The sequence below is a fragment of the Acidihalobacter sp. genome (assembly GCF_037381185.1).
Taxonomy (GTDB): domain Bacteria; phylum Pseudomonadota; class Gammaproteobacteria; order DSM-5130; family Acidihalobacteraceae; genus Acidihalobacter_A.
This window is the reverse complement of the sequence record NZ_JARRQY010000031.1, coordinates 74,957-88,772: the sequence shown is the minus strand read 5'-3', so window position 1 is coordinate 88,772 and position 13,816 is coordinate 74,957. Positions and strand designations below refer to the sequence as shown.

The 13,816-nt window shown below is 64.4% G+C and carries 18 protein-coding genes; all 18 read right to left on the bottom strand.

Translation table 11 applies throughout. From position 1 onward, the window contains the following. Positions 1–386: 386 nt before the first annotated feature. Entirely contained in the window at positions 387–602 is a 216-nt protein-coding gene (locus tag P8014_RS11935; protein WP_337817554.1) for a hypothetical protein, read from the bottom strand. Positions 603–770: 168 nt separating this feature from the next. Further along, the gene (locus P8014_RS11930) at positions 771–2,123 is read right to left on the bottom strand and encodes a TrpB-like pyridoxal phosphate-dependent enzyme (protein ID WP_337817553.1); all 1,353 of its coding nucleotides are present in this window, start codon (positions 2,121–2,123) and stop codon (positions 771–773) included. Continuing rightward, complete coding sequence (locus tag P8014_RS11925; protein WP_337817552.1) at positions 2,120–2,518, bottom strand: DnaJ family domain-containing protein; 399 nt, start codon at positions 2,516–2,518, stop codon at positions 2,120–2,122. The genes P8014_RS11930 and P8014_RS11925 overlap by 4 nt, the downstream gene beginning before the upstream one ends. 136 nt (positions 2,519–2,654) lie before the next feature. Beyond that, a complete protein-coding gene (locus P8014_RS11920; RefSeq protein WP_337817551.1) occupies positions 2,655–3,107 on the bottom strand; it encodes a GNAT family N-acetyltransferase in 453 nt (150 codons plus the stop codon). 1 nt (position 3,108) lies between these two features. Then, entirely contained in the window at positions 3,109–3,756 is a 648-nt protein-coding gene (locus P8014_RS11915; protein ID WP_337817550.1) for a methyltransferase domain-containing protein, read from the bottom strand. 73 nt (positions 3,757–3,829) lie between these two features. After that, positions 3,830–4,234 carry a LysR substrate-binding domain-containing protein gene (locus P8014_RS11910; RefSeq protein WP_337817549.1) on the bottom strand — a complete coding sequence of 135 codons (405 nt, stop codon included), beginning with the start codon at positions 4,232–4,234 and terminating at the stop codon, positions 3,830–3,832. A 159-nt stretch (positions 4,235–4,393) separates the two neighbouring features. Next, a complete protein-coding gene (locus tag P8014_RS11905) occupies positions 4,394–5,557 on the bottom strand; it encodes an MFS transporter (RefSeq protein ID WP_337817548.1) in 1,164 nt (387 codons plus the stop codon). Then, the gene (locus P8014_RS11900; protein ID WP_337817547.1) at positions 5,554–5,895 is read right to left on the bottom strand and encodes a hypothetical protein; all 342 of its coding nucleotides are present in this window, start codon (positions 5,893–5,895) and stop codon (positions 5,554–5,556) included. Before P8014_RS11900 ends, P8014_RS11905 begins: the two co-directional genes overlap by 4 nt. 30 nt (positions 5,896–5,925) lie before the next feature. Then, positions 5,926–6,795: a GNAT family N-acetyltransferase gene (locus tag P8014_RS11895; protein WP_337817546.1), complete on the bottom strand. Its 870-nt coding sequence runs from the start codon at positions 6,793–6,795 to the stop codon at positions 5,926–5,928. 76 nt (positions 6,796–6,871) lie between these two features. Beyond that, the gene (rlmD, locus tag P8014_RS11890) at positions 6,872–8,200 is read right to left on the bottom strand and encodes a 23S rRNA (uracil(1939)-C(5))-methyltransferase RlmD (RefSeq protein ID WP_337817545.1); all 1,329 of its coding nucleotides are present in this window, start codon (positions 8,198–8,200) and stop codon (positions 6,872–6,874) included. A 3-nt stretch (positions 8,201–8,203) separates the two neighbouring features. Next, complete coding sequence (locus P8014_RS11885) at positions 8,204–8,983, bottom strand: 3'-5' exonuclease (protein ID WP_337817544.1); 780 nt, start codon at positions 8,981–8,983, stop codon at positions 8,204–8,206. After that, positions 8,980–9,861 carry a cysteine synthase CysM gene (gene cysM, locus P8014_RS11880; protein WP_337817543.1) on the bottom strand — a complete coding sequence of 294 codons (882 nt, stop codon included), beginning with the start codon at positions 9,859–9,861 and terminating at the stop codon, positions 8,980–8,982. The genes P8014_RS11885 and cysM overlap by 4 nt, the downstream gene beginning before the upstream one ends. Before the next feature lie 102 nt (positions 9,862–9,963). Next, a complete protein-coding gene (locus P8014_RS11875; protein ID WP_337817542.1) occupies positions 9,964–10,329 on the bottom strand; it encodes an SH3 domain-containing protein in 366 nt (121 codons plus the stop codon). A 23-nt stretch (positions 10,330–10,352) separates the two neighbouring features. Further along, positions 10,353–10,736, bottom strand: a complete 384-nt coding sequence (gene acpS, locus P8014_RS11870; RefSeq protein ID WP_337817541.1) for a holo-ACP synthase — start codon at positions 10,734–10,736, stop codon at positions 10,353–10,355. Continuing rightward, positions 10,733–11,458 (bottom strand): pyridoxine 5'-phosphate synthase, encoded by a 726-nt coding sequence (locus tag P8014_RS11865; RefSeq protein WP_337817540.1) that lies wholly within the window; start codon positions 11,456–11,458, stop codon positions 10,733–10,735. The genes acpS and P8014_RS11865 overlap by 4 nt, the downstream gene beginning before the upstream one ends. 12 nt (positions 11,459–11,470) lie before the next feature. Then, positions 11,471–12,205, bottom strand: a complete 735-nt coding sequence (recO, locus tag P8014_RS11860; RefSeq protein ID WP_337817539.1) for a DNA repair protein RecO — start codon at positions 12,203–12,205, stop codon at positions 11,471–11,473. Further along, positions 12,202–13,113, bottom strand: a complete 912-nt coding sequence (era, locus tag P8014_RS11855) for a GTPase Era (protein ID WP_337817538.1) — start codon at positions 13,111–13,113, stop codon at positions 12,202–12,204. The genes recO and era overlap by 4 nt, the downstream gene beginning before the upstream one ends. After that, on the bottom strand, positions 13,113–13,796 hold the full coding sequence (gene rnc / locus P8014_RS11850) for a ribonuclease III (protein ID WP_337817537.1): 684 nt from the start codon (positions 13,794–13,796) through the stop codon (positions 13,113–13,115). Before rnc ends, era begins: the two co-directional genes overlap by 1 nt. Positions 13,797–13,816 lie beyond the last annotated feature (20 nt).

Below are 13,816 nucleotides of genomic sequence, written 5' to 3'. Positions count from 1 at the left end.
GATGGAACCCCTGGGCTATATCCCGCCCGCAGAAGCTGAGGCAAACTACTACCGGCAACTCGGGCAGCCAATCCCCATTGCCGCTTAACTTAAACCCAACAGCCTCCGCGAAAACCGGGACGGTTCAGATACCCTCTTGGATTTCAAGCCCCCGCGCATCTAGGGTCACGCATCTAGGGTCACGCATCTAGGGTCACGCATCTAGGGTCACGCATCTAGGGTCTATACTTTAGACCGCTCACCCATTCACTGACTGCCCTGCTTTGCCTGCCGAACCACCTTCGCCATGGTGGTGAAGTGGACGCCAAAGTGCGCGCCGATTTGTTGGTAGCTATAGCGGCCACCATGGCTGCGTTGCGCTTGCCATGCTTGCGCTCGATCTCTTCCTAGGAAGGCGGTGGTGGGCGACGCTGCGCTCGGACGACACAGAACTCGCCATCAACCAATTCAACGATGGAGGGCATCTTCCAGCGTTCGAACGCATTCCAGTCCAGCTCGGCCTCGCGTGCCTTGAGCTGCAGTTCGTTGCCCGCAAGCAGCAGTTCGGACACGCCAACCGCGCTGCTCCATACCCAGTGCGTGAAGGAGCTGCTGAGGATCAACGACCAGCTACAGATCACTGCTGCAATAGCACAATGGATACTAAAGTTATCCAATGTGCGCCGCGACCCACACTCCCATGTGCTTATCAGTCAATGTAGACGGTAGCGGACCGGCAACATCCAGCCCCCCACCGTTTACACGCCGAGAACCGGAACGCTTAAACAGATCTATCCCACCTTCGGCAGGTTGTGCAGCGCCTCGTCTATCGCCTCGGCGGGATACTCGTAATCCTCAAGTTCGCCCGCGAAATAGCGATCGTATGCCGCCATATCGAAGTGACCGTGGCCGGAGAGGTTGAAGAACAGCGTCTTGGCCTCACCGCTCTCCTTGCAGCGCCTCGCCTCGTCGATACAGGCCGCAATAGCATGGTTGGATTCCGGCGCGGGCACGATGCCCTCGGCCTGGGCGAAGGCGACACCGGCCTCGAAGGTGGCGAGCTGTTTCACCGCCAGCGCCTCGACGATGCCTTCCTTGTGCAGCTGGCTGACCAGCGGCGAGTCGCCGTGGTAGCGCAGACCGCCGGCATGAATGCCGGGCGGCACGAAGTCGTGGCCCAGTGTGTACATCAGCATCAGAGGCGTCAGGCCGACGGAGTCGCCGAAATCATAGGCGTAGTGACCGCGGGTAAGCGTCGGGCAGGACGCGGGCTCGACCGCGACCAGGCGCACCTCGCGCCCGCCTGCCTTGGCTTCCAGAAACGGAAAGGCCACGCCGCCGAAGTTGGACCCGCCGCCGCAGGGCGCGAAGATCACGTCCGGGAAATCCCCCGCGAGTTCGAACTGCTTGCGCGCTTCCAGGCCAATTACGGTCTGATGCAGCAGCACGTGGTTGAGCACCGACCCCAGGGTGTAGTTCGTATCGGGCCGCGAGGCAGCCTCCTCCACCGCTTCGGAAATCGCAATACCAAGCGATCCGGGCGAATCCGGATGCTTGGCCAGAATGCCGCGCCCGGCCTCGGTCCTGTCGGTGGGACTGGCCAACACCTCCGCCCCCCAGGTCTGCATCATCGAGCGGCGGAACGGCTTCTGCTCGTAGCTGACCTTGACCATGTAGACCCGCACCTCGAGTCCGAACATCTGCCCGGCCAGCGCCAGCGAAGAACCCCACTGCCCGGCGCCGGTCTCGGTAGTCAAACGCTTGATGCCGGCCTGCTGGTTGTAATAGGCCTGCGCCACCGCGCTGTTGGGCTTGTGCGAACCGGCCGGGCTGACGCCTTCGTACTTGTAGTAGATACGCGCCGGCGTACCCAGCGCCTGCTCCAGACGATGTGCCCGAAACAACGGCGAGGGGCGCCACAAGCGGTAAATCTCGCGCACCGCATCGGGAATCTCGATCCAGCGCTCGGCCGACATCTCCTGCTCGATGATGGCCTCGGGGAAAATAGCCGCCAGCGCATCGGGGCCGACCGGCTGTCCGTCCGGGCCCAGCGGCGGCGCCGGCGGGTTCGGCATGTCCGCCATCACGTTGTACCAGTGCGTCGGAATCTCGGCTTCCGGCAACAGGATCTTGGTGTCGCTCATGCTTCCTCCTCGGTTTCGCGTGATGGCGCCTGCGGCGCATCGAAGCGCCGGCAAACGTCCTGGTAATAGGCTTCATCGAGCCGCAGGTCACGGTGCGCGGACGCATTCAGCCGCAGACGCAGCATCTCCAGGCGCCGGCGCGCCCGACTGCGCTCGCCCGGTTCGATGGCCGCCGCTATGAGCGCTTCGGTCTCGGTGATTTCGCGACGCAGTTGCAACTCGGGAGGCAGAAAGCCCGAGTTCTTCAGCAGCCGATATGCCGCGCGCAGCTCGGAGGGCACGTGAGCATCGTCGTCCAGGCACAAAGGACGGCCCGCGCCCGGCAGGTCTTCCAGTTCGCGGCGCTCCACAGCTTCGCGAATGCGCTGTTCGGCGATGGCGTCGACTGGGTCCAATGGTTTGCCCTGCGTGTGCGGTGATCTCAGAAGATAGGCGATACGAACCGGGAGGAAAAGCCGAAAGCACGGGCGCCGTCGATCCGCAGACCCTGCTCATCGCAGTATCCGCGGAGAAAAGGCGTGCCTGCATGCGTCAATCGCGGAGTTCGCGACAGAGGATAATCCGCTCGTCGTCCACGCTGTCGAGCCCAAGCTTTCGATACAGCGCAAGAGCCGGGCCGTTGTCCCGCCCGACCTCGACCTGCACCGCCCGGCATCCCTGCGCAGCGCAGGCATCCATTACACGCGCCAGCAACGCATTTCCCACGCCGCAACGGCGGTGATCCGGCCCGACGAACAGATCGTCAACAGAACCGGCGAGACCGCCGAACTCCATGGAATGGCGTACCGTCAGCACCACATATCCGACAGGAACGCCTGAAACGTCGGCAAGCCACACGCTCCCCAAGTGAGGCTGCGACAGCAACGCAGCAAACGACGTTGCCGCCCATGGCCGGTCCAGCGTCATATCGGATTCGGCGTAAAACGCCTCCATCAAGTCGACCAACGCGTCGACATCACCGGAAGTCGCACCGCGAATATCCATTTCAATCGCCCCGGTTCGCGAGAGGTTTCTCGAAATGCAGCGTATAGGCGATGCGGTTCCCGAAAAAGTCCCTTTCCCGCAGACCCGCCGTTTCCGCCAGCCGGGTTACGTGCCGCCGGGTCTGGAAATGCGGATCGAAAACGATTTCAGTGATCGACAGCACGCCGCCCGGTTTTAGCACGGCACACAATTTGGTCAGCGCCGCCGCCTGATCCGGGATTTCACCCAGGACGGTCACCAGCAGCGCGCGATCGAACTGCGCGGCGTCGAGGGGGGCATCCTCTAGCGCGGACTCGATGAAGCGGATGTTGTCCAGGCCCTGCTCCGCAGCCTTGTCTCCGACCTTGCGCAGCATTCCGGCCTGCACGTCCAGCGCCACGACTTCGCCCTGCGCGCCAACCGCCCTGGCCAGCGGCAGACTGAGCCGCCCCGGACCACAGCCGGCGTCCAGCACGCGCATACCCGGCTCGACTCCCAGGTGAGCGATGATCGTCGCGGCGCGATTGGTCTTGGTGAACGGATTGTCCACCTCCACCAGCCAGCTCAGCCACGACGGACAGGGCAGCGACTGACGGCGGGAAGCCAGACGCCACACGAGCGCGATCGACACGAACAGTACGAGCAGCGCTGCGATTGCGTAAGCAGACATGTTTCCGATCCTTCAGCAATGTGAGCCAGCGGGATGAGGTACAAGGCGCGTGCCCCCTGCGAGGGAGGACACATCAGGCGGCGAATTCGGCAACAAAATGACCGCGCAGAAATGCGACCCCGGGACAACTGATCGCATGGCGGTTCCAACCGAGCAGAAGTTCGTTGGACGATTCCGCCTCGGCATCCTTCAGGATCGCCACCTCGCCACGCATAACGGCGTCGGCGCAAAGATAGGCGGGAACGACGGAAACGCCAAGCCCATTCGCAACGGCAACAACAACAGCCCTCAGGTCCGGCGCGATGAGAGCGGGTTCGGCAACGATCTCGGCGGCAAAGGCGTCGCTCCAAAAGCGACGCAGGATCGGCAAGTCCCCCGCGTAGCTGACGATCGCTTCGGACGCGAGCTGGTCGAGAAACTCCCCGTCCGAAGAACAGTCGCGCATCCGCTCGGCCAGCGCCGGAGTTCCGAGCAACACAAAGCGCCCGCGGTACAACGTGAATCACGAAGTTGTCGTCTACGACGGCGTAGGCCACGGTTTCATGTTCGCTGGCCGGCCTACGTTCAACGCCGCCCGCGACGATACGTGGAAACGGATAGAGGATGTATTCGCCTCACATGACAAGGCAGGCGGTCCCTAAGCTCTCAGGCCCACCGCCCCGAGAATGGCACTCACCGCGAACAACATGGCGATCGCCGACAACAGGCCACTCAACCCTGTCGGCGCCAGCGCAACGGCAAGTCTCGGCCCCAGGCTCGCGCCGAGAAAAACAGCGAACGTATAGAGGGAAACCGCCGCGCCGCTCGCGTTCGCCGCCGACTGCGCGGCGCCCTGCACGATCGCTGGGGCGGCGATCAGAAGACCGGCGACACAGAACGAAAGCCCGGCGGCAAGTGCCCATGGGGATTCCGCCGCCGATGCGGCCGCGCCGAGCGCGATTGCGGACAACCCCAGACCGGCAATGATCCGCAGCGCAGGAGAAAGCCCCCTCAGCCGTACGGCAAGGAACGGCACCGCCACCATGACCGGCAAAGCCGATGCCCTGAGCAGAAACAGATGCTCCGGGGACGCTCGCAGAGCCGCAGGGCCATAGAGCGCGATGCCCGACAATACCGCGACGAAACCGCTCAGCAAGCTCAGCGCGGCGGCATAGAGCGCGAGCAGGCGCCCGCGCAGAAGAAGCCCCGGCAGCATCAGAACCGCTTTCTGCAGGCGATTCTCACGGGTAGCCGAAGATTCTGCCAACAATCGGTGCGCGGCATAGGCCATGAGAACGATCACGGGCGCGGCGAGGAAGAACACCGTACGCCAGCCGCACAGTCCTTCCGCGACCTGGGCGAAAAGCTGCATCAACACGGCCGACGACATTGCGGCGGCCATGACCGCGGTCGTCGCAAACACACGCGCGTCCTCCTCGAGGTCACGCGCGATATAGGCGAACACGGGTGCGGATAAAAAGCCGGCAGTCAGTCCCTGGAACGCGCGCAGCGACACCAGTTCCATGAAATCGGGAGCGAAGGCTACCGCAAGCGTCGTCAGTGCAGTCGCCAATAGCGAGAGGATGACGACCCTCTTGGCGCCCCAGGCGTCAGCTAGCGGACCCGCGATAAGTCCCGCACAAGCGTAGGGAAACCCGAATGCGCTTGAGACGATGACCATCTCTGCAGCAGGATGCCCCATCGCGCTCCCCATTGGGGCGAACAGGGGAATGACGACATACATCTGCCCCACCACCACGATGGTGAGCATCGCCAGTAAAATAATCTCCAACCGCGTCGTTCCGAGATGCACTTTGATCATGGCTCATCATCAAAACCAACCAAATGGTTGGAAACACTATAGCAACCAACCGAATGGTTGGAAACACGGAGATGCACATGCGCGATGCGGAAGCGACGCGGCGTCGGATTCTCGATGCCGCACGAGAGGAGTTCTCCAAATTCGGGCCGGCCGGCGCGCGGATCAACCGCATCGCCGCGGCCTCCGGGGCGAACAAGGAGCGGATTTACGCGAACTTCGGCTCGAAAGAAGGCCTGTTCGAGGCGGTCATGAGCGACACGCTTGCGGCCCACTCCGATACCGTCGGGAAGTGGGGAGAATCGGCCGCCGACCTCGTCGACCGCTTGCAGCAAACCCATGAACACTCGCCCGAGCTGCTGCGGCTGATGCTATGGGAGGCCCTGGAGTTCGGCAGTGACCCCGTACCCGACGAAGAAAAGCGCCGTGAATACTATCGCCAGCGGGTATCCGCCTTGCAGAAAGCCTTCGGGCTCGACTCGGAAGCCGATAGCGCTGCCGCGCTGATGATGCTGATCGGTCTCGCGGCATGGCCTGCGGCCATGCCGCAATTGAAGAAAATGCTCATTCCCGAAGGTCAGGCAGCGGCCTTCGAAACCGCACAATGCGAACTTGTGCACCGCATTGCCAAAACCGTACTGGGAAGCAAACGATAAGAACCTCGCGCACGGACAATGCGGAGAACGAATCGCCGTGGCCGACACTCGGCGCCCACCTACTGAGGTATACGGCCAAACCAGACTCATTTCGTAACGGACCGCCTTCAGCCGGGTGCCCGCATACTCGTCGAAGTCCTCACACGCAGGATTGAGCGCGAAACCCGCTGCGCGATAGAAGTCGACCGCACGTGCATTGTCGGCGAACACCCAGACGTACGCGTAGGCAAACCCACGATCCTGCAAACGCCTCTTGGCTTCCGACCAAAGCGCCCGGCCTATCCCGAGCGACCAGTATTCCGGCAGCAGATAGATCGCCTGCATCTCGCCGGTAAGCGGAGGAACATCCTCGTCTCGCGCGGCGGCGCATGCAACCCAACCGGCGATGATGCCGTCCACCTCGGCAAGCAGAACCTCGACGGCACCGCCGGGGATGGCCTTTTCCCAAAACGCTTCACGCTGTTCGACCGACAGCGCATCAAGATAGGACTGAGGCAGCAGATCGCGGTATGCCGCCTGCCAGCTTTTCACATGAACCTGGGCTATGCCGCGTGCGTCGTCCACGACAGCGCGCCGAATCTCCATGCCCGATCTCCCTGTGCAGCGATAAATGTCGAACGACTCTTCCGACCCTGTCCACAGAGATTTCGTTCAACGGCGATCAGCGCACGAACAGGGCAATGGACTCCACGTGCGCCGTGTGCGGGAACATGTCCATGACGCCGGCGGCCTCCAGTCGATAGCCGTGAACGTTCACCAGTTCGCCGGCGTCGCGCGCCAGCGTGGCCGGATCACAGGACACGTAGACGATGCGCGGCGATGCGATGCGGCCAATGTGCGGCAGCATTTCCTTCGCCCCCGAACGCGGCGGATCGAGCAGGACTTTGTCGTAGTCCCGCTTGAGCCACAGCGCCTTGGGATCGGGCGCCAGGAGGTCGGCGGCGTAGTGCTCTGCCGCCTCGAAGCCATTGGCGGCGACATTCTGCGCGGCCCGCTCGGTCATGGCCTGGTCGCCTTCGACGGCCGTAACCCGGGCACCGCGACTGAGCAAAGGCAGGGTGAAATTGCCCAACCCACTGAACAGTTCCAGCACGTGTTCGCCGGACTGCACATCCAGCAGTTCCAGCGCCTGCACGACCATCCGTCGGTTGATTCCGGCGTTGACCTGGATGAAGTCGCCGGCACGAAAATCGACGCGCGTGCCGAAATCCGGCTGCGCGTAGAACAACGGCTGCTGCTCGGGCCACAGCGGCGCGATGGTGTCCGGCCCGCCCGACTGCAGGGCCACGTACAGACCGCTCGCACGGGCGAATGCGGTCAGTTTCTCGCGGTCGTCGTCGCTCAGCGCTTCGAGATGGCGGAATACCAGACAGATGCCCTCGTCGCCGGCCATGACCTCGATCTGCGGAATCTGCTCGCGCACGCTCAGGCCGTCGATCAGTTCGGAAAGTTCGCCGAAACGCTCGCCCACCTCGGGCACCAGCACCTCGCAGCGCGACAGATCGGCCAGCAGGCGCCCCTGGCGTTCGCGGAAACCGATCAGCACCCGCCCCTTCTTCGGCACGTAGCGCACGCCCAGGCGCGCCTTGCGCCGATAGCCCCACACCGGGGCGGTGAGCGGCTCCAGCACGCGTTCGGGCTGCACGCCGCCGATGCGCTGCAGGGCGTCCAGCAGCGCGCGCTGCTTGGCCGCGATCTGCGCCGCCGGCGCCAGATGCTGGAGGCTACAGCCGCCGCACAGGCCGAAATGCGGGCACTTGGGCTCGACCCGCTCAGGCGAGGCCTCGAACACCTCCTCGACCTCGGCCTCGTCGTAGTCACGGTGGGCGCGGGTGAAAGCGGCGCGCACGCGCTCACCGGGCAGACCGCCGGCGACGAACACGGCCTTGCCGTCGAGATGGGCTACGCCGCGCCCGTCCTGGGCCAGGGATTCGATGCGCAGCTCCGCCGGCGCGCGCGGCGGACCGCGGCGCTTGTTTCTACGTGCCATGGATCAAACCTCGCTCGCCAACCAGGCCTGCAGGAATTCCTGCAGATGTCCCGCTTCGGATTCGTCGAGCATGCTGCGCACGCGCTCCTGCTCGTCGGCGTAGCCGGTGTCGTCCAGGCGTCCGCGCAGATGCTGGAAACGCAGATAGACGAGATAGGTGTTGAGCACGTCGGTCTCGCAGTAGTTGCGGATACCGGCCAGATCGCCGGCCTGGAAGGCGTCCCACACCTTGGCGCCGCTCATGCCCATCTTGCCCGGCAGGCCGATCATCGTGGCCACCTCGTCCAGCGGCGCGTTGGCGCGCGGCTGGTAGCCGGCGAGCACATCCATCAGGTCGACGTGGCGCCAGTGGTAGCGGCCGAGGTAGTTGTTGTAGCGGAACTCGCGGTCGTCATCGCCGACCTCCCAGTAACGCGGCGCGCTGACGCCGTGCAGCAGGGAACGGTAGTGCAGCACCGGCAGGTCGAAGCCGCCCCCGTTCCACGACACCAGCGTCGGCGTATAGCGTTCCAGCCCGTCGAAGAAGCGCGAGATCAGTTCGGCCTCGTCGGCCGCCTCGTCGCCCAGCGACCACACGCGTACGGCGTCACGGGTGCGGAACACCACCGAAATGGCGACGATGCGCTGCAGATGGTGAGGCAGGAAATCGCTACCGGTCTTGGCCATGCGCAACTGGAACATGGCCTGCGCGACGTCGGCGTCCGAAAGTCCGTCCAGATCATAGAGCCTCCGTCCGCTGGCAACGTCCGGCACGGTTTCGATGTCGAAGACCATCACGTTCACGCCGGGAACACTCCGGTGGAGATGTAGCGGTCGCCGCGGTCGCAGATGATCGACACGATGGTGGCGTTCTCGACTTCGGAGGACAAGCGCAGCGCGGCAGCCACCGCTCCGCCGGAGGAGACGCCGCAGAAGATGCCCTCCTCGGCCGCCAGGCGGCGCATGGTTTCCTCGGCCTCGGATTGCGAGACGTCGATGGTACGGTCCAGCCGCGCAGGGTCGAAGATCTTGGGCAGATAGGTTTCCGGCCAGCGGCGGATGCCGGGAATGCTCGAGCCTTCCTGCGGCTGCACGCCCACGATCTGCACCTCGGCGCTCTGCGTCTTGAGATAGGCCGAAGTGCCCATGATGGTGCCGGTGGTGCCCATGGAGCTGACGAAATGGGTGATCCCGCCGCCGGTGTCGCGCCAGATCTCGGGGCCGGTGCTCTCGTAGTGCGCCAGCGGATTGTCGGGGTTGGAGAACTGGTCGAGCACGCGGCCCTTGCCCTCGGCCTGCATCTGCAGGGCCAGATCGCGGGCGACCTCCATGCCTTCCACCAGGATGATCTCCGCACCGTAGGCCTTCATGCCCGCGCGGCGCTCGGCGCTCATGTTCGAGGGCATGATCAGGATCATGCGGTAACCGCGGATCGCCGCCACCATCGCCAGCGCGATGCCGGTATTGCCGCTGGTGGCCTCGATCAACGTGTCGCCGGGACGGATGTCACCGCGCTCCTCGGCGTGCATAATCATGCTCAGCGCCGGGCGATCCTTGACCGAACCCGCCGGATTGTTGCCTTCGAGCTTGACCAGCACGGTGTTGGAAGTGTCGCCGGGCATGCGCTGCAGACGCGCCAGCGGCGTGTTGCCGATGAACTTCTCGATGGTGGGGTATTCCATTGCACGGCTCCTTAGCCGGGGGACAGTCAGCGCCTGAGCTGCCGATGAAGGTAGGTGGTCCGTCTGTTATCAATCGCTAGATAATGACTGTCATGAGAAAAATCACGGGTCGACTTCCTGCAGATTCCTCAGAGGAATCCATCCAGATTCCGAATTTTTCGGATTGCTGCACCAGCACCAACCATTCAGAATTTTCAGGCCCAGAAGCGTATCCCCCGCGCGAACATTCAATTCTCTCGCCGTGTAGTCGTCGCTGGCGCGGGCGTTGCTGCCATTGATGATCTCAATAATCTGTGCCGGCACCCAACCGCCTCTTTGCCCCGGTGTGTCGCAGAAAAACCAGTCGTTCCAATCCTCCGGCCCCGCATACTTTTCACCTACGGTGAGCGGAGCGCCTTTTGCGAAGGTAATAGGTTCGGGATACTCGCTCGCATGAGCTTGGACAACCAGATATCTCTTCGTTTCCATATCCGAATCCTACAGCCGAACGGCTAATTGCCGTCCAATACGACGAAGGCGATCACCTGCTCGTGCTCGTCGCTCAGCGACAAATGCCAGTGCGTGGCGCCCAGCGCATGCGCCCGCTGCAGCGCCCCGTCGGCTAGGATCAGCTCCGGACGCCCCAGTGCGTCATGGCCTATACGAATGTCGTGCAGGCGTACGCCGTGGGCGATGCCGGTGCCCAACGCCTTGGCGCCGGCCTCCTTGGCCGCGAAGCGCTTGGCCAGATAGCGCGCCGGTTCGCGCTGTTTGCCCAGATCCACGCGCTCGTCGGGGTGCAGAATGCGCTCCACGGCACGCGGACCGTGGCGCTCGTACATGCGTTCGACGCGCTGCAATTCGACCAGGTCGACGCCGATGCCGCGAACGCTCACGAAGTCCACGCGTCCGACATCAGCGCCTTCATTTCGCGCGTGGCCTGCTCCAGGCCGACGAACAGCGCGCGGGCCACGATGGAGTGGCCGATGTTCAGCTCGACCAGCTCGGGAATCGCCGCGACGGCGGCGACGTTGGTGTAATCCAGGCCATGCCCCGCGTTGACCTGGATACCGGCGGCATGCGCGGCGGCGGTCATGGCGCGGATGCGTTCCAGTTCAGCCTCGCGAGCCGGAGTGTCGGCGGCATTGGCGTAAGTACCGGTATGCAGCTCGATGACCGGCGCACCCGTGGCGCGGATTGCCTCGAGCAGCCCGACGTCGGGCTCGACGAACAGCGACACGCGCACCCCGCCCTCGCCCAGGCGGCCGCAGGCGTCGATCAGGCGTTGCCCCATGCCGATCACGTCCAAGCCGCCTTCGGTGGTCAGCTCCTCGCGTTTCTCGGGCACGATGCAGCAGTCGCGGGGCTGCACCTGGAGGGCGATGCCGACCATTTCCTCGGTAGCCGCCATCTCCATGTTGAGACGCGTCGTGAGGTGATCGTGCGCGGTGAGGATGTCGGCATCCTGGATGTGGCGCCGGTCCTCGCGCAGGTGCATGGTGATGGCATCCGCACCACCGCGCTCGACGGTACGGATCGCGTCGGGGATGCTGGGGTACGGGGTGTGCCGCGCCTGCCGCAGGGTGGCCACGTGGTCGATGTTTACGCCGAGTTTCATGAGAGATACGACCTAGGAATCGGTGGGACTATTGTCGGACATTCGCCGCAGTCGTGCCAAGCCGCCGAGCAGCTCCCGCGTGCGCAGCCCGCGCGGACCCAGGTGCGCTTCCAGAGCGCCGCGCAGTATGTGCTTGGCCGCTCGCAAGGTCTCCGCGTCGCCCCAGTCCCGTGCGGCAATGCCGAGAAATATCGCGCCGGGAAAGGAACCGGCCGCGTTGTCGGCGACGCGTACGGCGCCATGCTGCTCGATATAACAGTAGCGTGCCTGCGGGTCCAGCGGCGCGCCGCCGTCCGCCTCGTAGTCGAGCGTCAGTCCGTAGCCCAGGCCTTCCAGCAGATCCAGCTCGAAATCGCGCAGCGCCGGCTCCAGGGCTTCGCCCGCGCTCATATGCTCCAGCGTGCGCACGTAAGCCGAGTAGATCTCGTGACAGTCCTCATGCCGCGTCAGCAGACGCATGAGCAGTTCGTTGAGGTACAGACCGGCCGGCAACGCCGCCGAGGTCAGGCGATGGCGAGCCACTTCCTCCGCCCCGGCCAGGGTGTGCAGTTCTCCGCGCGGACTCCAGCGCAATTGCAGGCGCTGAAACGGCTGCAGCGCACCGGCCTGTCCGCCACGCCCGCGCCGAGCCCCGCGCGCAATCAGCCCGAGCCGTCCGTGGTTGGCGGTAACGGCCTCGAGCAGCAGGCTGGTCTCCCGGTATGGCCGAGCGTGCAGCACATAGCCGTCGTCCTGCAGTTCCCTCACTTCAGATCGTCCAGCTCCAGGGACTGCAGGAAGCGCGGATCGTCCTGCCAACCTGCCCGCACCTTGACCCACAACTGCAGGAACACCTTGCGCTCGACCAGTTCCTCGATGGAGTGTCGCGCCTGGCTGCCGATCGACTTGAGGCGGCCACCGCCGCGGCCGATGAGTATGGCCTTCTGTCCGTCGCGCTCGACCCACACGGTGGCGATGATGCGCACCAGCGTCGGCGTTTCCTCGAACTGATCGATGGTGACCGCCGCCGCGTAGGGCACTTCCTCGCCCAGCGAGCGCATGATTTGCTCGCGAATGAACTCCGCGCTGATGAAGCGCAGGCTGCGGTCGGTGAGCTGATCCTCGGGATAGCGCGCACCGCCCTCGGGCAGATGCGCCAGGGTATGTTCGGCCAGGCGCTGCGCGTTGTCGCCCTTGAGCGCGGAAATGGGAAAAATTTCCGCAAAATCGTGCTTGGCCGCAACCTTTTCCAGAAACGGCAGCAATTCTTCGCGGCGCTTCAGACGATCGATCTTGTTGACCAGCAACATGACCGGCCGGCCCTCGCGCACCAGCGCAGCCAGAATGCGGTCCTCCGCCTCGTCCCATTGGCCGGCGACGACCATGAACCAGACCACATCGGCCTCCACGACCGCACCGATGGCTGCCCGGTTGAGCGCCTCGTTGAGTGCCCGTGCGCCGCGCATGCGGTGAATGCCGGGCGTGTCGAGCAGCGCCAACTGGCCGGCCGGCATTTCGACCACGCCGAGGATACGGTGGCGCGTGGTCTGTGGCTTGTCGGCCGTGATCGCCAGCTTCTGGCCCAGCAACTGGTTGAGCAGCGTCGATTTGCCGACGTTGGGACGGCCGACGATTGCGACGCTGCCGCCTCGGCGCACTTGCGGTGAGGTATCCATCAACGCTCTCCGTTCGCTTCGAGCGCCTTCAACGCGGCTTCCGCACCGGCCTGCTCGGCCTTGCGCCGGCTGCTACCGACGGCCTCGACGCTCAGGTCGCGCGCCGCCACCCGACAGGCGATGCGGAAGGTCTGCCTGTGCGCCTCGCCGCTGGTCTCCAGCAAAATGTATTCAGGTAGCGGCAAGCCACGCCCCTGCAGGAGTTCCTGCAGCCGGGTCTTGGGATCTTTGAGACTGTCCGCACTGGGCAGCGCTTGCAGACGCTCACCGTACAGCGCCAACACGAAGTCGCGCGTAGGCTCCATACCCAGCACCAGATAATGCGCGCCGATCAGCGCTTCTACGGTATCGGCGAGAATGGAATCGCGGCGAAAACCGCCGCTCTTGAGTTCGCCGGAACCAAGCCGCAGATGATCGCCCAGGCACCGTTCGCGCGCGATGGAAGCCAGGGTCTCGCGCTTGACCAGCGAGGCGCGCAAGCGGCTGAGTTCTCCCTCGCTGCCCTTGGGGAACTGCCGGTACAGGTGCTCGCCGATGACGAAACCGAGCAACGCATCGCCGAGGAACTCCAGCCGTTCGTAGTTCGAAGCCGAGGCGCTGCGGTGGGTGAGCGCCTGCTCGTACAGCGGCGAACTGCGCAGGGACTCGGGCAGCCAGTCCAGGGCGATCGTGCGCTGGCTCATCCCCGAGGATTCCTCACGAC

Excerpts from the sequence above, each read along its gene's own strand:
- rlmD (WP_337817545.1), bottom strand. The coding sequence starts at position 8,200 with ATGGCACGTAGAAACAAGCGCCGCGGTCCGCCGCGCGCGCCGGCGGAG.
- P8014_RS11915 (WP_337817550.1), bottom strand. The coding sequence starts at position 3,756 with ATGTCTGCTTACGCAATCGCAGCGCTGCTCGTACTGTTCGTGTCGATC.
- P8014_RS11875 (WP_337817542.1), bottom strand. The coding sequence starts at position 10,329 with ATGGAAACGAAGAGATATCTGGTTGTCCAAGCTCATGCGAGCGAGTAT.
- P8014_RS11900 (WP_337817547.1), bottom strand. The coding sequence starts at position 5,895 with ATGGGTTTGCTGCAAGCGGTCGACGAGGTCGGCGGCCGATTCTCCCCA.
- era (WP_337817538.1), bottom strand. The coding sequence starts at position 13,113 with ATGGATACCTCACCGCAAGTGCGCCGAGGCGGCAGCGTCGCAATCGTC.
- rnc (WP_337817537.1), bottom strand. The coding sequence starts at position 13,796 with ATGAGCCAGCGCACGATCGCCCTGGACTGGCTGCCCGAGTCCCTGCGC.
- cysM (WP_337817543.1), bottom strand. The coding sequence starts at position 9,861 with ATGGAATACCCCACCATCGAGAAGTTCATCGGCAACACGCCGCTGGCG.
- P8014_RS11865 (WP_337817540.1), bottom strand. The coding sequence starts at position 11,458 with ATGAAACTCGGCGTAAACATCGACCACGTGGCCACCCTGCGGCAGGCG.
- P8014_RS11905 (WP_337817548.1), bottom strand. The coding sequence starts at position 5,557 with ATGATCAAAGTGCATCTCGGAACGACGCGGTTGGAGATTATTTTACTG.
- P8014_RS11895 (WP_337817546.1), bottom strand. The coding sequence starts at position 6,795 with ATGGAGATTCGGCGCGCTGTCGTGGACGACGCACGCGGCATAGCCCAG.
- P8014_RS11920 (WP_337817551.1), bottom strand. The coding sequence starts at position 3,107 with ATGGATATTCGCGGTGCGACTTCCGGTGATGTCGACGCGTTGGTCGAC.
- P8014_RS11930 (WP_337817553.1), bottom strand. The coding sequence starts at position 2,123 with ATGAGCGACACCAAGATCCTGTTGCCGGAAGCCGAGATTCCGACGCAC.